The 18297-nt window shown below is 56.6% G+C and carries 20 protein-coding genes; 9 read left to right on the forward strand and 11 right to left on the reverse strand.

Annotated elements, in window-relative coordinates; genetic code table 11:
- Positions 1–349: 349 nt before the first annotated feature.
- Positions 350–862, reverse strand: coding sequence for a hypothetical protein (locus IEX85_RS02420; RefSeq protein WP_188857888.1), 513 nt, complete (start codon positions 860–862; stop codon positions 350–352).
- A 558-nt stretch (positions 863–1420) separates the two neighbouring features.
- On the opposite strand from IEX85_RS02420, the gene IEX85_RS02425 reads away from it, so the two are divergent.
- Positions 1421–1825, forward strand: coding sequence for a hypothetical protein (locus IEX85_RS02425; protein WP_188857890.1), 405 nt, complete (start codon positions 1421–1423; stop codon positions 1823–1825).
- Positions 1826–2061: 236 nt separating this feature from the next.
- On the opposite strand, the gene IEX85_RS02430 is transcribed toward IEX85_RS02425, so the two are convergent.
- On the reverse strand, positions 2062–2553 hold the full coding sequence (locus IEX85_RS02430) for a DUF2938 domain-containing protein (RefSeq protein ID WP_188857891.1): 492 nt from the start codon (positions 2551–2553) through the stop codon (positions 2062–2064).
- Positions 2554–2629: 76 nt separating this feature from the next.
- Here IEX85_RS02430 and IEX85_RS02435 point away from each other — a divergent pair, with 76 nt between their 5' ends.
- Both IEX85_RS02435 and IEX85_RS02440 read left to right on the forward strand, forming a co-directional pair.
- Positions 2630–3079, forward strand: coding sequence for a helix-turn-helix domain-containing protein (locus IEX85_RS02435; RefSeq protein ID WP_188857893.1), 450 nt, complete (start codon positions 2630–2632; stop codon positions 3077–3079).
- A 160-nt stretch (positions 3080–3239) separates the two neighbouring features.
- The gene (locus IEX85_RS02440) at positions 3240–3566 is read left to right on the forward strand and encodes an MFS transporter (RefSeq protein WP_188857895.1); all 327 of its coding nucleotides are present in this window, start codon (positions 3240–3242) and stop codon (positions 3564–3566) included.
- A gap of 96 nt (positions 3567–3662) precedes the next feature.
- Here IEX85_RS02440 and IEX85_RS02445 read toward each other — a convergent pair whose 3' ends face one another.
- A complete protein-coding gene (locus IEX85_RS02445; RefSeq protein WP_188857897.1) occupies positions 3663–4544 on the reverse strand; it encodes a competence protein CoiA family protein in 882 nt (293 codons plus the stop codon).
- Positions 4545–4650: 106 nt separating this feature from the next.
- On the opposite strand from IEX85_RS02445, the gene IEX85_RS02450 reads away from it, so the two are divergent.
- The 4 genes from IEX85_RS02450 to IEX85_RS02465 all read left to right on the forward strand — a co-directional run bounded on the left by IEX85_RS02450 (position 4651) and on the right by IEX85_RS02465 (position 7799).
- Positions 4651–5763 (forward strand): hypothetical protein, encoded by a 1113-nt coding sequence (locus IEX85_RS02450; protein ID WP_188857899.1) that lies wholly within the window; start codon positions 4651–4653, stop codon positions 5761–5763.
- 273 nt (positions 5764–6036) lie between these two features.
- Positions 6037–6765 carry an HNH endonuclease family protein gene (locus IEX85_RS02455; protein ID WP_229721754.1) on the forward strand — a complete coding sequence of 243 codons (729 nt, stop codon included), beginning with the start codon at positions 6037–6039 and terminating at the stop codon, positions 6763–6765.
- Positions 6766–6784: 19 nt separating this feature from the next.
- Positions 6785–6919: a hypothetical protein gene (locus tag IEX85_RS02460; protein ID WP_505717482.1), complete on the forward strand. Its 135-nt coding sequence runs from the start codon at positions 6785–6787 to the stop codon at positions 6917–6919.
- A gap of 316 nt (positions 6920–7235) precedes the next feature.
- A complete protein-coding gene (locus IEX85_RS02465; protein WP_188857903.1) occupies positions 7236–7799 on the forward strand; it encodes a DUF6933 domain-containing protein in 564 nt (187 codons plus the stop codon).
- A gap of 399 nt (positions 7800–8198) precedes the next feature.
- On the opposite strand, the gene IEX85_RS02470 is transcribed toward IEX85_RS02465, so the two are convergent.
- From IEX85_RS02470 to IEX85_RS02495, 6 genes are all read right to left on the reverse strand, one after another.
- Positions 8199–9491 (reverse strand): tyrosine-type recombinase/integrase, encoded by a 1293-nt coding sequence (locus IEX85_RS02470; RefSeq protein WP_229721755.1) that lies wholly within the window; start codon positions 9489–9491, stop codon positions 8199–8201.
- Positions 9492–9585: 94 nt separating this feature from the next.
- Entirely contained in the window at positions 9586–10482 is an 897-nt protein-coding gene (locus tag IEX85_RS02475) for a S8/S53 family peptidase (RefSeq protein WP_188857905.1), read from the reverse strand.
- Positions 10483–10578: 96 nt separating this feature from the next.
- Positions 10579–11637, reverse strand: a complete 1059-nt coding sequence (locus IEX85_RS02480) for an AraC family transcriptional regulator (protein ID WP_188857907.1) — start codon at positions 11635–11637, stop codon at positions 10579–10581.
- Between the two features lie 145 nt (positions 11638–11782).
- Complete coding sequence (locus IEX85_RS02485) at positions 11783–12166, reverse strand: hypothetical protein (RefSeq protein ID WP_188857909.1); 384 nt, start codon at positions 12164–12166, stop codon at positions 11783–11785.
- Positions 12167–12256: 90 nt separating this feature from the next.
- Positions 12257–12865 (reverse strand): OmpW/AlkL family protein, encoded by a 609-nt coding sequence (locus tag IEX85_RS02490; RefSeq protein WP_188857911.1) that lies wholly within the window; start codon positions 12863–12865, stop codon positions 12257–12259.
- 129 nt (positions 12866–12994) lie between these two features.
- Positions 12995–14425: an FAD-binding oxidoreductase gene (locus IEX85_RS02495; RefSeq protein WP_188857913.1), complete on the reverse strand. Its 1431-nt coding sequence runs from the start codon at positions 14423–14425 to the stop codon at positions 12995–12997.
- Between the two features lie 220 nt (positions 14426–14645).
- Here IEX85_RS02495 and IEX85_RS02500 point away from each other — a divergent pair, with 220 nt between their 5' ends.
- Positions 14646–14885, forward strand: coding sequence for a hypothetical protein (locus IEX85_RS02500; protein ID WP_188857915.1), 240 nt, complete (start codon positions 14646–14648; stop codon positions 14883–14885).
- Between the two features lie 268 nt (positions 14886–15153).
- Here the strand turns inward: IEX85_RS02500 and nagA are convergent, their stop codons facing one another.
- Positions 15154–16320 (reverse strand): N-acetylglucosamine-6-phosphate deacetylase, encoded by a 1167-nt coding sequence (nagA, locus tag IEX85_RS02505; RefSeq protein ID WP_308425618.1) that lies wholly within the window; start codon positions 16318–16320, stop codon positions 15154–15156.
- Positions 16317–17207 (reverse strand): glucosamine kinase nucleotide-binding domain-containing protein, encoded by an 891-nt coding sequence (locus IEX85_RS02510; RefSeq protein ID WP_188857917.1) that lies wholly within the window; start codon positions 17205–17207, stop codon positions 16317–16319. The genes nagA and IEX85_RS02510 overlap by 4 nt, the downstream gene beginning before the upstream one ends.
- Before the next feature lie 204 nt (positions 17208–17411).
- Between IEX85_RS02510 and IEX85_RS02515 the strand changes: the two genes are divergently transcribed.
- Entirely contained in the window at positions 17412–18260 is an 849-nt protein-coding gene (locus IEX85_RS02515) for an SDR family NAD(P)-dependent oxidoreductase (RefSeq protein WP_188857919.1), read from the forward strand.
- Positions 18261–18297 lie beyond the last annotated feature (37 nt).

Below are 18297 nucleotides of genomic sequence, written 5' to 3' on the forward strand. Positions count from 1 at the left end.
GATCTTAGCTACCTCGAACATCCATCGGATAGTAGCTTGCGTACCATCCGAAAGCTGGCATCAGGTAGGGTACAAACGATAGCAAGATCCAAAGTGCACCGGGAGAGCGAAACGCCTACTTTCTGGCAATCAGTCACGAATCCTCTTTGAATTTAGTGGTGAAGTGTAGATGTTTACTTGGGGGCTTTCGATACGCTTAGCAGAATCATAAAAAGTGTCCACTTGAAAATAGATGGACGCTATCACCAGTGTATAGTAAGCGCCTGCGCAATATACGTTTTCCCGAGAGTTAAAATGCTCCTTTAGTGATGGCTCTTTCAAGAGCCGCCTGCGCTTGATCATTTAGCTTCTACACCGCAATCACTATTTCTGGCTTACACCAGTCAGCATGAAGCATCGCAACTATCTCACCACCTTTATCATTGTACCAATCGTGTATTTCCTGTACCAATTCTGGCCTGTTAGGTTCAACAATCCATACCTCGGGATTACAACGCTGGGCTGGAATTTTTGTGATGTCTAATATTAGTGACTTCCGTTTAGGGGTGTCTTGTTTTGGAGGCTTGTGACTCCAATGAAGCATTCTTAAATCGCCACCACCACCTGCAATGTGCCTTTTTCCTAATAACTCAGAAGGTCTATCGCCGGGTTCACCTATGCTACGCCATGGTGGTACTGGAATATGTAGATGGTTTTTACCGCTAGCATGGTAGCTAGTACGAAAGACTTTATTGTCATCTAAAGGTGAGGCAAATCGTGATCCCGTATATAAATCGAAGTTCCTAAGGGTCACATAGCGCATAGTCGCGTATTGTCCTTCCGCTGTCGCATAGACTCTTAACTCTGCCTTTATTCTTCCCATTCGCTAATCCTCAATTAAGCATACTTTTTGATAAGTATAGTCTGTAGAAAAAATAGGACGCGCCATTCTTTTTTATGCTCTACACCGCGACAACGGGATTTTACTTTTTAGCTCTGTCCGCTCTGTCCGCTTTGGCCGCTAGAGGCTTGTACCTTAATGCATGGCAAACAGGCAGGCGAAGGGGAGGAAGGCCGAGCCTATATACCTTGTAAACATACATGCAGTGACCTACCCTCGAGATTTAATCCAACTGCCCTCTAGCAATGTCGTTGGCTAGGTCTAGCAATACACGACGTGGCGGACTAGTTGTTGGCCTAAGGTGATAGACGCCAGCGACTCTAACGAGCAGGCTCGAGAATCAAGAGGACGGTAACTGGCAACCAACTGTTGGAGCACATCTCTCGATGTGTTGCTCTGTCCCTTCACAGCGGAACCAGCTGCCGACTCAGCATCCTAAGGTGTTAGCGCGTCACAGCTCTAGATAAAAACCTATGCTAAAATTATTAGCAACTGAAAAAATATAATGCTAATTAAATTTTATACATCTCGGTTATAGTTATGAAATATTTATTATTCTTAATGGTGGCGCCATTTACCTTGCTTTCTTATGGCGAGGAAGAAAAGTATGAGAATCTGTATATTGCGGTAGAGACTGATCCTGGTACTTATCCATGTATACTTACGGATTCAGTTATTTCAGGAAAAAGAAAATGGGAAGGTGTAAAAACAAAACCATTCAGCAATTCTGTTGTACGATGTGAATTCCATATACCTGAAGAAGAATTCCTAAAAACATACGAGGTCTGCTATTTTTCAGGGATAGTGTTATTGGACAATAACTTCACTTCGCACTTAAATTGCAGCTATAGGTATCCAAACTACTTTACGGCAGAGGTCGGGAAAGTAGATGAGTTGAAAGGAATTAACGGAATGACATGTCAATTCATTTGCAAGCTAAAGTAGTTTTAATTAGTGAGTGGACGAGCGGGGTCAGGTCTTGCCTTTTGCCTATCCTGTTTGCTCTAACCCAACGTCCGCTTTGTGCCGTTAGTCGACCTGGAGTTGATGTTGCAATTCGGTCTCTTTAATAACTGTTGGTCTGATGCGGGCTCCCTGTATCGTCGGGGCAGGTATTTGTTCCTGTATTACCTGCATACATGCCATCCATTCGATAAGTCGGCGGGTATAAAAGTAGTACTTTAAACCGGAAGCAAAAGGCGGATGACCCAGGCCGTCAGGTAGAGTCCGAGCCCGAAGACGGTATGGTTGAGCAGGCTCTGGAAGCGGGCGACATTGGGGCGGGGCGTACGGGATGCGGCGATGCCGGCACCCATACCGGGTTGCATCAGCAGAAAAGGTGCAGCAACGGTACCGATCCCGACGATCAGCGCGGGCCCGATCGACGGATGCGATATCCAGCCGGTTCCCCAGAAAATGGTCAGCAGCGTCGCGTACGCGATGCCTGTTAGGTAATGGGCGCTCCAGCCGATCAGCTGTTCGCCTTTTACTGCTGCGGACCGGGCGATGGCTTCGTGGCGAAAGCGGCCGTTGCGCATGTGACCGAGCCAGCGTCCAACCATACCGTAGTCGGCGGCAGGGATGCCGAACAGGCGGGCGCGGATGAGTCCCCACAGATCCATCACCAGGGTGGCGCCGATCCCGGTCAGCACGGTGAATGCCAGTACGTTCATGTTTCTCTCCGGTTTGTCCTGAGGTTGGCCTGATGCTAGCGTACAACTTCAAGTTAACTTTAAGTCAAGAGGCGTTATGGATATCGGCGAGGTGGCAAAACTGTCCGGCGTTCCGGCCTCGACATTACGCTACTACGAGGAGAAGTGCCTGATTCGTTCGGTGGGGCGGCGGGGGCTGCGCCGCCTGTTCAATGCCGGCGTGCTGGAGCGCCTGGCACTAATTGCACTGGGACGCTCGGCGGGATTCTCGCTGGACGAGATCGCCGGGATGCTGGGTACACAGGACGAGCTCCGGATAGATCGCCACCAGTTGAATGAAAAGGCCGACGAACTCGACGGGACTATTCGCCGGCTGACCGCGATGCGTGACGGTCTACGGCACGCCGCCGACTGCTCGGCGCCGAGTCACCTAGAGTGCCCGAGGTTCCGCCGCCTGATGGGGCTGGCGGCGGCCGGTGCTCTCGGGGACGGAAGCGATAGCAGGAAGGCTCGGGCACGGCGTCGTCGGTCGACCCCACCGGAGTGACCTGAGCGGCTAGCGTCAGGACAGTCTTCGTCTGCCGGCGTGTGGCGTGTGGTGGGTGGAGGGTGGAGGCAGACCTCTTTACCGGTCCGTCCGTCCGCGACGGATCCCCGCAATGCCGCTGAGGTCCTAAAATGCATCGTCGACGTCCCGGATCAGGCGATTGGCAATTGCTGTTACCGGAGTTAGCGAAGAGCGCACTGGCCAACCCGGCTTGACGCGGGTGGGCGTTTGGCTTGCCATCCTGGCCGCGCTGATGAGCAGCAGCCTGCCTTCTCCGCTATATGTGACTTATCAGATACAGTGGGGCCTCACCAGCTTCTGGGTCACTCTGCTGTTTGCTGTGTACGCAGTGGGCGTAATGGGTGGACTGATGCTAATGGTCCGGATCGGGGATCGGCTTGAGGATCGCCGATCCGCAATCGTCGCCGCGACCAGCCTGACGGCATCCAGTGCGCTCTACCCCTATTTCTTTACCGCTCGTAAGTAGAGGAATCGGGCACCGCCCCCCTTGTCGCGAGCCTGCTAGCACTGTGCTATGGGAGAGCAGGAGCCGTGTCATACGTACTCCTGCCGGTATCGTGATTTAGAATCGGACGTCTGTCACGAGGGCCTTCGGTGTGCCGTTTACAAGTTGGGTTTCAAACGTCAGCTCTGCCCATGCAGGCAGCGTTTGGCTTTCGAGGGTAGCAAGCAGTCTCTCCGTCAACTTGACTGGGATATTCTTCTGTTCGTACCCGCCGATAGCGTGTATCTGATAATTCTGACTGGGACGGTTCTCCAGCTCGACTAGAACATGGAGCGTCTGAAAGTCGAAGTTGGACTGATTCTTCCGAGAGTAACCACTGACCGCTTTGAATCCTACTACCAGATACTTGTCGTTCATCTTTGTGTCCTGCTGTTCGTCGTCGATAACCGTTACATCCGAGGCTTCCACCCATTCTCGAGGGGCTTCATAAAGTACTGCCTGGACCACGGACTCACGTGTCACCGAGCCACCCAGAAGAACCCCGGAGAGATCGATCTCCAGCATTAGCGCTTGGTTTTTGAGTACTCGCTCCTTTTTCTCGTCGTCAACTCCGTGCGTCACCTTGATCTCGATGTCAACCTCTTCCCCAGTGGCCTCGAGCACCGCACCCACATCAGCGATATAACCGAACCGGCGTCGTTCAACTGCTAAGTAGCAAAGCTGTCTGAGCTCATCGGTATCGGGCAACCTGACTTGCTTTTCTGTCATCAACACCTGCTTGCCAAGCAAATGGAGCGCTGTCTCAAGCCCTTTCCCACAGTTCTCCGCATTGTAGTGAGCAAAGTGGTGCTGCTTGATATCGCCCTTTTTCGCAATGAGTCGACCTCCGCAATGCGGACAGGAACATCCACAGTCGAGGCCACGCTCCACTTCATTGATGAACAAAAGTTGTCCATCTCGAAGCCCTACACTCAGGTCAATTTCGTCGTCTCTGCACATCATCTCGTTCCTCAGATTTATTTCGTTTTGTGCAGGACCATTGCAGCGGATAGCGTGCTAGGATTTCAGGGCCAAACATGGATGGAACGGTTAGGTGTGATTTTTTATGGATAAAAATCAATTAGATAACGCAATACGATGCGGCCAAGAGTTTCTAGCTTCCTACGCTGGACCGAAGGCCGGAACGCGGCCATACCAGCTTCTGGAGCGTCTGTTTGAGAATGCCACTCGTCGAACGGGGCCTGATACGTTTGAGTTCACCTGGAAGGACATTGCTGAGCCAGCTGACCATGAGGATGAAGGCAAGCAGTTGAAGAGGAATCTCTCTACTGCGATTCAACGCTGGGCTGGACATACCGATGCATTAAGCGAACTGGCGATTGATAGCGGTAGCTCCTGTATACCGGTCATAGAGCAGCTCACGCAGGGCGCAGGGGCTGGCATTATGAACCGCTATATCATTCGGACAGCGCCGGCCCGTAGTGATCTACAGTGCGATAAAGCCGACATTCCGGCTGGATATATTCGCTACACGCTGGAAATGGTGGATGGTCCAAACTGGGTCGGTAGATTGGTCAATGGCTTGGCGGCCAAAGGCTGGGTTTGGCGTTCAATGATCGGTACGATCGTAGCAGCAGTCACGTGCGCATGCTTTATGATCTATCTCGGGCTCTTAGCCCTCGTGTTGGAGAAAACTGCATTCGGCCTCATCAAGGCTCTGATCGACGTCCTAATAGTTCTAGCGGCGTTGTACTTTACATTTTCGCCGCTCTACTACTGCGTGACGCGCCGTATCATCAAGGCCTCCTTTCTCATGACTCCTCTTGATTTGCAAAGCACACAACTGGAGTACGTCGAGACTGGCCAGAAACATTCGAGCGGGCGGCCAATTCGGCAATTTCGTCTTGTTAGTTATTCGGCCACGTGTCAGCTGTGCAAAGCACGGGTTGAAATTGAGAACGGTCGATGGCGAATGTGGGGGCGCTTGGTGGGGCGTTGTGACTACAACCCTCAAGAGCATGTCTACAGTTTTGACTACACGACCCGGCTAGGGCGGCTGATCTACCCTGAGTACATCATGTTAGCTGATACCGGCTACTGCTCGAAGATAAATGATGAAAAGCTGCCGTCTGCCTCTTCGGCCAATGATACAAACTTCCGGGATAGCCAAGGTCTGACTGCTGAAGGGTGCGTGGCTGACGTACAGAACGGCGGATGAGCAAAGAGAGGCTCATTATCGGAATTTCGTTAAATCGGACGGGCCGGGCAGGGCGGACGCCAGGCTGGCGTGGTAGGCTGCCCAAAATCATCGTTTTGGGAGCCCGTTTTGACCCGGAATGCCTTGCCGGTGAAACTGATCGCAGGCGTAAAGAAGGCTCGGCGACGCCGGCGTCATCCCACGGCCGTCGGGTTGGTTGCGGTGCAGTCACGGCAATGCGGTGATAAGCCTTATCAAAGGGAATAGATCAGAAGCATGAAGACAGGAGGCCACTTGAAGGCAGCTTACGGTGTAACCGCAGTTTCAATTGCCATCGGCGCCTTTCTTATCGCGCCCACGGCGCTATCCGAGGTCATAAAAAAATCGTCCTCGGGTATCTGCCATTCAGCAGACAGCCCCTATTACGCGAAAACCAAGAATTTCACGGCCTTCAACACGCTGACGGCCTGCCTGGACAGCGGTGGGCGGATCCCGAAGGGGCAGAGACCACCGGTGCGCTCTACCCAGCCTGTAGCGGCCGGTACTAACTATGCCAGGGAGCGTTTCGGTCATGGCTGGGCTGATGTTGATGGAGACTGTCAGAACTCGCGCCAAGAGGCGCTGATTGCGCAGTCTACGGCGCCGGTGCGGTTCGCTAAATCTGATCAGTGCCGAGTGACCGCCGGCCGCTGGCATTCACCGTACTCCGGCGCAGTGATCCATGACGCATCGAAGATTGATATAGATCACGTGGTTCCCCTCAAATGGGCATGGGACCATGGCGCCAACAACTGGAGCCAGGACACTAGGGAAAGCTTTGCCAACAACCCGGCCAACCTATTCAGCGTTGAAGCATCAATGAACCGGCAGAAGGGCGCGAAGGGGCTTAATGAGTGGCTGCCACCTGCGAATCAGTGTCAGTACATCGCTCGATTCCTGCGGGTGATGAAGACCTATAAGCTGACACTCAGCGAGCAGGAGAGGCGGGACTACCAAGGTATCAGAACACAATGGTGCAGCTAGCACCCGAACTCTGACAGAGGTGCGCGAGATCACTGACAAGTGGCTCGTCGAATTCAACGAGGAGTGGCCTCATGAATCATTGGGCGACCTGACGCCTTGGGCCTTCCTGGCTCAACATAACGATCGGATGGACTCTAATAACCCCTGGCACTAAAACAGGGAGGTTTACATAGGGAGGTCAAATCTCAATAGCCCATGGACGTCAGCGACGCTATCGAACCAAGGCGGGAATCAAGCGGGCGGTAACCGGACGCCCTAAAGTGGGGGTGCTCGGTCTGTTAGCGCATCATCGATATGAGAAAACGCGGTACGTGCAGATACTCCGCAATCCAGTCGGTATGATTCTTACATGAGGGCTTCCTTGTGACGAACAGACAGCGACACTAGGCTATCAATTATATAGTTCTTGACACTTCCGATGAGCACCCGAATCCACAAAACCTCATAATACCAATAAGTTATATGACGTAATGAGAATCCACGTTACCAAAAAGCTCGCAGAGAAACTGAAGAAAGCAGGGCATGTCATTGCAGCAGAGCCTGCAGCGCCTGGCAGCTTGCTGGATGGCTGGCATTCTAATCTGGTCGTCATTCAACGCCGTAACTGCGTACTTTTTGTCCATGACCAGACGCGCTACGCAGCCGCGTTGATCGGGATGACTCTTAAAGACCTCAAACAGATTGATCGTTTGTTCGAGGATATCCTGATTAACAGCATGCTCAAACTCGGGTATCCAGCCGAACTCGTAGAACGAGCATCCAAATATCTGACGCCGCTGGAATTCGATACCCAATGTGATCGGTCTGTGCAAGGTACGCTGCGGGTCGCTGCGCTGGAACTGGAAGCCCAGTACTGGAACGGCAGCGATATCATGGAGATCGGGCCAATATTCAGTTTCGGCCTGGCTGACGGAGCAGCCACGCAGCACCAGAGACCTCAAAGAATCACGATACCTGTGGCCGAACAAAGAGATGCAAAAGCTGCTCGAGCAGTTTCCAGTTTAGGCCGGGCAACTGGCAACGGGCATTCATAAACGCGTCGATACACGTAGCAAAACAGCGTGCGGTACGTTGCGTTACGTGCCACTTATCCCGCAGAAAAGAAATCTTCGCGACTCTCCGCACCGGCAGGTGCCAGAACCGCAGAATCTCATCGTTAACTTGATTATGGGGTTTGAACCTGTTGCACGTGATAGCGCTAAAGCCCAGGGCGTACGAGGCCTGGAGGGAATCAAGCAACCATGAGATCGGATCTCATCCTTAACTTGAAATAACAACAACAGAAGCGATTGATCCATCTCGTCACATCCTTTATTTAACATAATATACATTATACGCATATCTATAATGTCGTATTTAAGGGGGCTTCAGGCGTGTTTGTACTTACGCCCAAAGCTGTCGAACTGGGCTTGCGGGCATCCGGGTGCCGAGGCCTAATCCGGGTTCGACAGGCGGTCCAGCGGTTTGCCGGCCGCCGACTCGTGACGCTCCGCCCGGCTGCTGTGCAGGTATTGCGATGTGGTCTCGATGCTGTCGTGCCCGGCGTCTGCCTGGACATGCGACAGCGGTCTGCCGTTGAAGTTGATGTCGTGGGAAATACCGGTGTGCCGGATGCTGTGCGGCGTCATGGCCCGCATTTCCCGGGCATCCTGCTCGAAACCGTCCCGCTCGGCCTCATCGGCGGCGCAGCCGATCACGTGCGAGATTTCGTCGCGCAGCTGGCGAATACCCAGATTGGCATTGAGTACACCGGCATCCCGTCCGCGCCCGGCAGCGCGGTGGCGTACGAATAATGGCGTGGTTTCATTGGGTGCCGGGAGATCACTGAGACCCAGATGGGCCCGATAGCGCTTTAATGCCTTCAGCAGCGCACGGGAAACCGCCACGGTACGCTTTTTTCCCCCTTTGCTCAGCGGTACGAAGTAGCCCCAGACACCGGTCTTGCGGTCGCGCCGAAACTGTCCCATGACAGGAGCGAAACCGGGCCGTGCGGCGACTTCGGAGATGCGCAGATAGCAGCCGTACATCAACGCGATCAGAAACCGGGTGCGCTCGTGTTCCTCGGGGGCTTCGGCGGCCAGACGATCAGCCGCGGACATTACATATGACCACTGCAGTTCGGTGAAGGCCTTCATGTCCTCCGCGTCATCCAGCGAACCCGGCTGGCCCGTTCTGAAGCGGTTATTACGGATCATCATCAGCGCCGGATTGCGCTCGGTGTACTCTTCCTGGATCAGGTAGCCAAAGAACGACGACAGTATCGCCAGCTTGGTTTTGAGGGCACGCTCGGTGATTCGGTACGGCTGCTCTTCGCCATCGATTCGCTTGCCAAGAAAGGGTCGCCAGTCCGGATTCGGCACCCGTTCGTCGAGTTGTTTGGAGTGCACGAACTGGGCGACATTGCGATATGCGATCAACCGGTTCGGTGGCGCCATACAGTAATCGACATAGGCACTGAGCTGACGCCGGCCCAGCTCGGCGACCGGTTGCCGTTCGACGTCGAAGCACCAGTGCAGAAAAGTGGTCAGTTCGCTGCGGTATGTCTTGTAGTTGTTTTCGCTGTGACGCTGCTCCAGCAGCCACCCGAGTGCATACTCGTAGATCAGCGCAGCATCCGCCACCGGACCGAGCATGACTTCGGCCAGGTACAGATTGACGTGAGGATTTCCATCCTCGACATGACGAAGCGAATCGAACAACGGCATCACCGGCGGCAGGTCGAGCATCGGAAACTTCCATTTATTCCAGGATGGATACCAATTAAATCATATAGTTACACCTATGTGCCGATAAATTGCGTTATCGGCATAGAAGACTGACTCAGGGCTGCTCCGCCTGCGCAAGACAGTGCCCTGCGGCGGCATCGCCAAGCAGTATCCGCTTCAGCGCCATAGGCGCTGCGAAGGAGGAACCTTTCAGCGGCGGCCAGGAGCGCTTCGGGTATTCCTTCCCGCTGACGACCGATAACGGGATATCGGCACAACCGTCGCCATTAATGTCGTAACCTTGCGGAATGCCGTCGGGATCGTCGATGCGCCTGGCAAAATACGCGGCCTGCTCGTGCCTGTCGACAAGCGCATTGTCACTGACAAAGTCGCCAAGCTCCGGCTCGAGGGCGCCGACGGTCACCACGCCCTGCGCGAAAGAGAACGTATTGACCATGCCGCGTCCGCCATTGCCGGCGATGGTGACGACCAGCACCCCCTGGCGCGAGAGCGTCTCCAGCTCATCGATAATCGCCAGCGTGCGACGCCAATCGCCGCCCTCCTCGGCCCACTGCCTCAGGCGCGACTTATAGCGCTCCCGCGCATCCGGTCGAAACGGCTCGTCGAAGGCACTGATCAGCGTTGACGACTCCCAGGCCAGAAGCACCGCATCAACGGACTGATGCGCCAGGCGGGCGCGTATCTCGCGCAGGTTGAGCAGTATGGCATCGAGAGGATGGATCCCCGCCGGGATCGGATAGAGCATAAAGGCGATATCGGGATGAGAGGCGATCAGACGCACCAGGTCGCCGTGGAAGTACGGCTCCCGGCGCCTGTCACTATCGACGTCCAGCAACCCGTACATCCAGAGCTGCACTTCCCTGTCCCGCTCACTTGCGAAGAATTCGGCAGGCGGGAAGAAGCGGTCGACGATCGCAACGCGTCGCGGCAGGCTCGCCACAGCCGGTTGCGCCGCCAGCAAAATAACAAGCAATAACAACAATGCAGGCATTGGCAGCACCCTGCCGGTCGTCCGGACCGACAGACTTCAGTATAGCCGCCGTATAACACGCACCCAGATTCGTACGAATAATACGCGATACGTATTCTAGGCGCCCTGCTCTATCGCTTCCTGCTGAGCGTCACGGTATGCGGCGGGCGTTACGCCGCTCCACTTTCGAAACGCCCGAACAAAGGCACTGGGTTCCGTAAATCCCAGCAAGGCAGCCACTTCCTGTACCGAGACATTGGGGTAGCTGAGGTATTCCTGGGCGGCATCGAAACGACTTTGATCCTTCAGGGCCTGATAGGTGGTCCCTTCCTTGTCGAGGTGCCGGCGCAGCGTGCGTGCCGACATATTGAGCGCTGACGCCACCTCCTGTATGGATGGCGGCGAGCGACTGAAGTCCCGGCCGATCAGGCCCTTGACCTGAGCGCTGACCGAGCGGTCGCCGTTGACCATCACCATCAGCTGATACGGCGCCGTACGCAAAAAGCTGCGCAGCGTCTCGGCGTTCTGCATCATCGGCATCGACAGCTGATCGGCCGGAAACGTGAGCCGGTTCTCCGATGCATTGAAATCGATCGGGCACTGGAACAGGTTCTGATAATCGCTGAGGTTGGGCTGCTCCGCGAAGGTGAAGCTGGCACGCAGCAATGGCAACCGGTAGCCGATCATCCAGCTCATGAAGTGGTGCCAGATTGATATCGATGAACGAATCACCGCCGGCGTTTCATTGGACACAACCCGGCGTACCGTATCGGCCGGCATTGAATTGAGCGCGACATAGTGAAAATAGGCTTTGTCGCCGTCGACCACGATCTCCGGCTTGACCCTCGGGCCTTTGCAGATCTCATAAAACTGGCTGCAACGTCGCACCGCGTCCCCGAGATTGGTGCAGGTAATCATCGCAAAGCACATCATGCGAAAGGTACCGGTTGGCAGGTTGCCGCCCGTAAGCAAGCCGAATGACTCGTCCTGAACCAGCCACATGACATGCTGGTATAGCAGATTGAACTGATCGGCCGGAAAGTCGCTACGCCCTTCAAGTTCGCTACGTGTCATGCCGACCGAACTGAGCAATGAGTCGAGGTTATATCCCTGTTGCTCGGCATGCAGCAGCAGGCTTTCGACGAAATCGATACTGACGGTCGCGGAACGGGACATGGGCGTAATTCAGATCAGGGGCAAGGAGATGCCGGTAACTGTTTGTTAGAAGTGAAAAATATAATAACCACTTCACGGACAAACACAGATTACCGGCTGCGGCAGGCGCTGTCATGCGTGACAGGACACCAACCTCGATTGCATCTTACTCCTGCATCATCGCCTGTAGCTGTTCCTTCTCCGCATCGCTTGGTGTATGCATCAGGTTGAGGAGTATCTGCGCCAGCGTTTTACTGTCCTCGCTGGAAGAGTCGCTTTCGACAATTTCCTGGAGGGCGGCGGCATCCTGGTCGGACACCTTGTGCTGAACGTTGGCGAGCGCGGAAGCGATCACTTTTTCGTCATCGCTGGCGCTGTCGCCGCCTGCGATCGCCTGCAGTGATGTTTTTTCTTCATCGGTGGGAAAATGATTGAGGCTGTAGAGCACGCTGGCAATGGTTTGGACTTCCTCGGTACCCGCCTGTCCAACGGGCGCCGTGAGTACTGAAAACGACAGTAGCAGCGCAAGACCAATGGCTTTCGGTTTCATCTATTGTCTCCCGGTCGGTGCTTGCCGGCCTTTCCGGCAAGCAACGCTGCAAGTATAGAGCCCGACCGGGAATCTGCTCTGAAAGCGATATCAGAAGCGGTAGCCAACACCTACCATGTACACCCAGGGATCGATTTCGACCGAGCCGATTTTGGCGCCATCCAGCTTGACATCGGTTTCGATGTCGATGTTCCAGACCGCGGCGTTCAACAGCCAATGCTGGTTGAACTGGTAATCGATACCGGCCTGCCAGGCAAGACCCCAGGAATCGTCGAGCTTGAGTTTGCCGAGGCTGGAGTCCTCGCTGAAGAAGGTGGTGTAGTTGATACCTACGCCGACGTATGGCTGAAGACCACCGAGATCGAGGTTCGGCAACCACTGCAGTGAAAGGGTCGGCGGCAGCTGGTCGGCATCGCCGATCTTGTTACCGCCCGCGGTGATATCGTGATTGAACGGCGTGGCCACGAGTAGCTCCAGAGCCACGCTGTCATTCAGCATATAGGCTGCGGTGATACCGAGCGCTTCGCCGTCATCGACGTCGGCGTCCAGCGCGTCCAGCACACCATGCGGGTTCGCATCCGGCTGTACCGAGGCATAACCGGCCCGCACAATCACATCGCCGGCATCGTAGGCCAGAGCATTACCGGAAACGCCGGCGAGACCGGCCACGGCCAAAACTGACAAAAGGTGCTTTTTCATTCTTCGACTCCCGAAAATGACTCCATGAATTTGTGGCGCCATTAAAGTTGCTTCCGGGAATCGAAACATTGATCTGAATCGTGTTTTGTCCGCAATCGGTTTTTCAGGTGGGGTTTCCGTTGCTCCAGGTCAGTTTTCGCTGCTGGGGTGGATATTCTGATTGATACGCAGCAGATTATCCGGATCGTAACGTTGTTTTAGCTGTATCAGGCGCCGCTGATTCGGGCCGTAGGCGGCTTCTACCCTGGCCTCCTCGTCCGCCGTCATAAAGTTCACATAGACACCGCCGGTCGCGTGTTCGGCAAGCGCGTCGAAAAGTCTTCTCGACCAGTCTTTGCAGACCTTGTCGTCATCCGCCGATTCCCAGCGGGCATGCATATTGATAACGAACTCTACATCCCGGTGCGGATAGGCGGTCGCCTGAGGCGCGCGTAAATTGATGACCCCGCCGAGCTGCCCGACGAAAATCTCGCAATGCTCGGACGGCAACATACCTGCGGCAGTGACCAGTTCGTCGATGACGGCGTCATTGAGTGCTCGGAAGTTGTGCGATTTCCAGTAGTTGCGCGCCCCGGGCGCAAGCAATGGGTCAAAGGTGGTTTGCCAGCCGGTGTAAGGCACGGGCCCCAGGTGCTCACCAAGGGGTGTACCGAAGTGACGCAGCGGCTCGATCAGCGCATCGGCTTCCTGACGTGCCCCGCTGTAGCAAACCGCCAACGCCAGCACCTCCCGGCCATGATCCGCGACTGACAGAAACGGCAGCGGCGGAGCCTTACGCAGAACACACCAGGCGCTGAGACAGTCCGGGGCTACGGCGGCATATTCGCGATACTGGCGCATCACGCTCGCGGCGTGCTCCAGCGGATACAGGACCAGACCGGCAACGACTTCGGGCTCGAACGGATGCAGCTTGAATTCGAAGCTGGTTACGATACCGAAATTGCCGCCACCGCCGCGCAGCGCCCAGAAAAGTTCCGGATGCTCATCTTCACTGGCATGCAGGCACTGGCCATCGGTACCGACAAGGTCGACCGACAGCAGGTTGTCAACGCTGAGACCAAAGCGGCGGGAGAGCCAGCCGAAACCGCCTCCGAGTGTCAATCCCGCAACACCGGTGGTGGAATTGATACCCAGCGGGGTCACCAGCCCGTGCGCCAGGGACTCTCGATCGAGGTCGCCCAGCAGGGCTCCGGCACCGACCTGTGCAACCTGTTTTTTCGGGTCGACTCGCACCCAGCGCATCGGCGAAAGGTCGATCATCAGGCCATCATCGCAAACGGCGTTACCGGCAACGTTGTGCCCGCCGCTTTTAACCGACAGCAGCAAGCCGTTTTCGCGCGCGAACTCCAGCGCGCAACGGACATCCTGCTGCACCACGCAACGGGCAATAAGTCCCGGGCGTCGGTCGATCATGGCATTCCAGACAGTCCGCGCCCAGTCATAGTGGGCGGAATCCGGGGTCAGCAATTCCCCTCTGAGCTCGGCCGCGAAGGTTTCGACAGCGGCTTCGGGAAGCATGGTGACTCCCCCATCCAGCCGCTTCAGGCTATAGTGAGACATGGAGGTCTCCGGTGTTGGTTTGCGATTGCCGTCCCTGCCCGTCCACAAGTCACGGGCCACAAACGAAGGGGATGGCGACGTTTCCGAAACAGCATGCCCCGGATACTGTTCTACAGCTTAGTCACAGAAACCGACAGGACACAGCCACAACCTGATCGGGCGAGGATCCAGCCCCGCAGGCACAACGTAAAAGGGACGTTCACTCAACGGAGGCAGCATCATGAAAGTTCAGTTGCTGGTCACCAAGACGGACTTTTCGGTGCCCAATATAGAGAGAGAATTCAGACACTTGGGGATAGGATATCAGGTCGATTATCTTGAGGATCATCCCGACCTGGTCGCCCGGCACAACATCCGGCACTCTCCAAACATTCTGATCGACGGCGAGATGGCGTTTCGTTATCACCCTACCGAGACCGAACTAAAGAAGTTCTTTTTCGAAAACAAGTTACGGCACTGATTCGTCACCGGACCCGTTCCGGCGCAACTCGCCGGAACGGGTATAAAGATCCTGGCGCCATTAGCCCGCAGCTCATACCGACATAAGCCGCCTCTGAGCATGCGTCCTCCCCCTCACCCGTCTAGCTGATTACAGATTTGGCACCAGTCTTCATAATGGTTGAAACGCTAGATAACGGTATAAATAAAATCTGCAGAATCATGTATCAGGGATATCGTATCGCGTTAGATATCAATAATATCAGTAGCTTATTTTACTTTCTAAATACTTAGCCTGATATAGGGAACGGCATAGCCGGGTCCGGTCTGCCGTCGATCCAGGTCTGCCGTACGTTCAGGCCTTCATCCAGCAGCACGAGGCTGGCGTCGTAGCCTGCCCGCACCCGTCCAAGGCGGGTCCCAAGCCCCAGAAACTCGGCCGGATAGCGTGATGCCATGCGCAGACTCTCCTCCAGCGGCAGGCCCAGCAGTTCGATACTGTTGCGCACTGCGCTGGCCATATCGAGATCCGACCCCGCCAGAACCCCTTCAGGGGAACTCACCTTGCCTCCCTCGCGTACGATCCGCTGTCCCAGCAGCTCGAATTCGTGGCCCCGGGCCCCTACGGTCTGAACCGCGTCGGTCACCATCATCATCTTGCCCGGCGCCTTGGCGCGAATGGCCACGCGCAAGGTTGCCGGGTGGACATGGTGGCCGTCGACGATAAGGCCGCACCAGCTGTCGTTATCGTCGAGTGCCGCGCCAACTGCACCGGGAGCGCGACTGGTCAGCGGTGACATGGCGTTGAACAGATGGGTAAAGCCCCGCAGCCCCTCTTCCAGCGCCGCGCCAATCTCGTCGAAGGTGGCCGCCGTATGACCCGCGGCCACCAGCACTCCTGCTTCATGCAGGCGCCGGATAAAACCCGGCGGTGTCACTTCGGGCGCCAACGTCACCAGAGTCACGCCGTCTCGGCCCAGACCGGTCAGCAAGTCCAGTGCGTCGGATTCGGGCTCGCGCAACACCGCCTCCGGGTGAATCCCGCTGCGCGCCCGATTGAGGTAAGGACCTTCAAGATGAATACCCAGCGCGCCGGGAACAGACTCGAGCGCCTCTCGCGCGGCCCTGATGGCCCGCTCCATCACTGCGCGGCGGTCGCTGATCAGGGTGGGCATAAAACCGGTGGTACCGAAACGGCGGTGGGCACGACCGATCGCGGCGATACCTTCGACATCCGGGCGGTCGTTAAACAGCACGCCGGCGCCACCGTTGACCTGGGTGTCGATAAATCCCGGCACCAGCAGGCCGCCGCCAAGATCGTAGGCCGGCAGTGCCGCGGGCACCGCTTGCTGCGGCAGCAGCGATTCGATGCTGCCGCCATCGATCAGCACCGCATGATCCTCGAGCATGCGTTCGCCGTCGAAAACCCGCCCACGGGTCAGTGCATAGCGCATCATTTCTGCCTCCCTGTTTCGAATCCACGCCGTGCCAGCAGCAGTGCTCCGTCCATGGCGTCGCCGGCGGCATCGACGAGGTGCGCGCGCTGCGCCGGTGACAGCCACGGCTCGATCGCAGCAGCGAGCCCGCCCATCAGGCAGATACGCTCCATGCCAAGCGCCAGCAGCCGTTCGACAAGGGCACCGGCCTCGCCTGCGCTCTGCCGGACCAGCCCCAGCGCCATCTCGTCGCCCGCATTCGCCTGCTCCAGCACCAGCGGCGCAAAGGCGCCGTAGTCGCCCGGCTGCGCCTGTTCCGACCAGTTCAGCAGCGCCAGGGGCGAATCATCGAATCGCGCCATCAGTGCTCGGCTGAGCGAGCCCGCCGCAATCACGCCTTCGTGGGCCAGCAATGACTGACGCACCGCGTTCAGCCCCAGCCAGGCGCCGCTGCCCTGATCCGATATCATGAACCCCCAACCGCCCACCGATAAAAAGCCGCCGTCGCGGTAGCCCAGAGCGCAGGATCCGGTTCCGAGAATCAGGATACCACCGTCGGCGCCGGCGTGAGCGCCCAGGCAGGCGGCGTGAGCATCGGTTTCGAGCACCACCCCCGCAAAAGGATTCGGGAAAGCCAGCACCTGGGATTTTCTCGCCTCATCGACCGCGCCAGCCAGGCCAAAACCGGCATAGATACGCGCCAGCACGCTGCGATCGAGCCCGGCGGCTCCGAGGGCCTGGCCGCAGGCCTGCAGAATGGACGCATAGGCCCTATCCACGCCAAGGCGAACGTTGGCGCTACCCGCCTGCCCCTCGCCAAGCACCCGGCCGTCAAGATCGGTCAGCCTGGCCCGGCAGGAGGTACCGCCACCATCGACTCCCAGCAAATAAAAATCCCGGTTTCCCATGCACAATCTCCCGTGAAAGGACGGATTGTAACCATTCACGCGGAGCGATGCCTGTATCGGTGGAATCAAGGGCCCTAAGTCCTGCTCGCGGCCATCATCATGGTTTCGACGCTGATTTCCCTGATCGCGGTGATGCGGCTATCCACGATTTACCTCTGACTCTGGTAGGATGGCCGCCTTCAGGATTCGCCAGGACAGATACGCATGGAGAAAAGCATACTGATCACCGGCTGCTCGAGCGGTATCGGCCATCATGCCGCGCTGGCATTGCGCGAGCGCGGTTACCGGGTGTTCGCCACGGCGCGCAAAAGCCAGGACGTTGCGCACCTCGAGGAACAGGGGTTCGAGTCCTGCCTGCTGGACCTCGACGATTCGGCGTCGATCGATGCCGCTCTCGCCTGGGTGCTCGCACAGACCGGCGGTACGCTCTATGCGCTGTTCAGCAACGGTGCCTACGGCCAACCCGGTGCCGTCGAGGATCTGAGCCGCGATGTGCTGCGGGCACAGTTCGAAACCAATCTGTTCGGCACGCACGAACTGACCTGCAAGGTGATTCCGGTCATGCGCCGGCAGGGTTACGGCCGTATCGTTCAGCACAGTTCCGTGCTGGGACTGGTCACCTTCAAGTACCGGGGCGCCTACAACGCTTCGAAATTCGCGCTCGAAGGGCTGACCGATACGCTCAGGCTCGAGCTCAGCGATACCAACATCCGGGTATCCCTGATCGATACCGGCCCGATCTTCAGCAAGTTCCGCGAAAATGCCTATCGCAAGTTTCGCGAGAATATCGATACCGTCAACAGTGCCCACCGCACGATCTATGAGGCGGTCGAACGACGCCTTGCGGCCAATGGCCCGCAGAAAAAGGACCCCTTTACCAAACGTCCCGAAGCCGTGCTGGAGAAGGTGGTGCTGGCGCTGGAGTCTCCCCGTCCCCGCCCGCGTTACTATGTGACGTCGTCGACGGTTCTGTTCGCCTACCTTCGACGCCTGCTGTCCAGCCGGGCGCTGGACCGACTGCTCAACGCGATTTCCGACCGCGAGAATCGGTAAGTTTGGTGAATGAGCAGGCGCGGCGCCCCTGCCGCGA

The sequence above is a fragment of the Marinobacterium nitratireducens genome (assembly GCF_014645375.1).
GTDB classification, from domain to species: domain Bacteria; phylum Pseudomonadota; class Gammaproteobacteria; order Pseudomonadales; family Balneatricaceae; genus Marinobacterium_A; species Marinobacterium_A nitratireducens.

Coding starts and splice junctions, on each gene's coding strand:
- IEX85_RS02420 (WP_188857888.1), bottom strand. CDS start 862: ATGGGAAGAATAAAGGCAGAGTTAAGAGTCTATGCGACAGCGGAAGGA.
- IEX85_RS02425 (WP_188857890.1), top strand. CDS start 1,421: ATGAAATATTTATTATTCTTAATGGTGGCGCCATTTACCTTGCTTTCT.
- IEX85_RS02430 (WP_188857891.1), bottom strand. CDS start 2,553: ATGAACGTACTGGCATTCACCGTGCTGACCGGGATCGGCGCCACCCTG.
- IEX85_RS02435 (WP_188857893.1), top strand. CDS start 2,630: ATGGATATCGGCGAGGTGGCAAAACTGTCCGGCGTTCCGGCCTCGACA.
- IEX85_RS02445 (WP_188857897.1), bottom strand. CDS start 4,544: ATGTGCAGAGACGACGAAATTGACCTGAGTGTAGGGCTTCGAGATGGA.
- IEX85_RS02450 (WP_188857899.1), top strand. CDS start 4,651: ATGGATAAAAATCAATTAGATAACGCAATACGATGCGGCCAAGAGTTT.
- IEX85_RS02465 (WP_188857903.1), top strand. CDS start 7,236: ATGAGAATCCACGTTACCAAAAAGCTCGCAGAGAAACTGAAGAAAGCA.
- IEX85_RS02470 (WP_229721755.1), bottom strand. CDS start 9,491: ATGCTCGACCTGCCGCCGGTGATGCCGTTGTTCGATTCGCTTCGTCAT.
- IEX85_RS02475 (WP_188857905.1), bottom strand. CDS start 10,482: ATGCCTGCATTGTTGTTATTGCTTGTTATTTTGCTGGCGGCGCAACCG.
- IEX85_RS02480 (WP_188857907.1), bottom strand. CDS start 11,637: ATGTCCCGTTCCGCGACCGTCAGTATCGATTTCGTCGAAAGCCTGCTG.
- IEX85_RS02485 (WP_188857909.1), bottom strand. CDS start 12,166: ATGAAACCGAAAGCCATTGGTCTTGCGCTGCTACTGTCGTTTTCAGTA.
- IEX85_RS02490 (WP_188857911.1), bottom strand. CDS start 12,865: ATGAAAAAGCACCTTTTGTCAGTTTTGGCCGTGGCCGGTCTCGCCGGC.
- IEX85_RS02495 (WP_188857913.1), bottom strand. CDS start 14,425: ATGTCTCACTATAGCCTGAAGCGGCTGGATGGGGGAGTCACCATGCTT.
- IEX85_RS02500 (WP_188857915.1), top strand. CDS start 14,646: ATGAAAGTTCAGTTGCTGGTCACCAAGACGGACTTTTCGGTGCCCAAT.
- nagA (WP_308425618.1), bottom strand. CDS start 16,320: ATGATGCGCTATGCACTGACCCGTGGGCGGGTTTTCGACGGCGAACGC.
- IEX85_RS02510 (WP_188857917.1), bottom strand. CDS start 17,207: ATGGGAAACCGGGATTTTTATTTGCTGGGAGTCGATGGTGGCGGTACC.
- IEX85_RS02515 (WP_188857919.1), top strand. CDS start 17,412: ATGGAGAAAAGCATACTGATCACCGGCTGCTCGAGCGGTATCGGCCAT.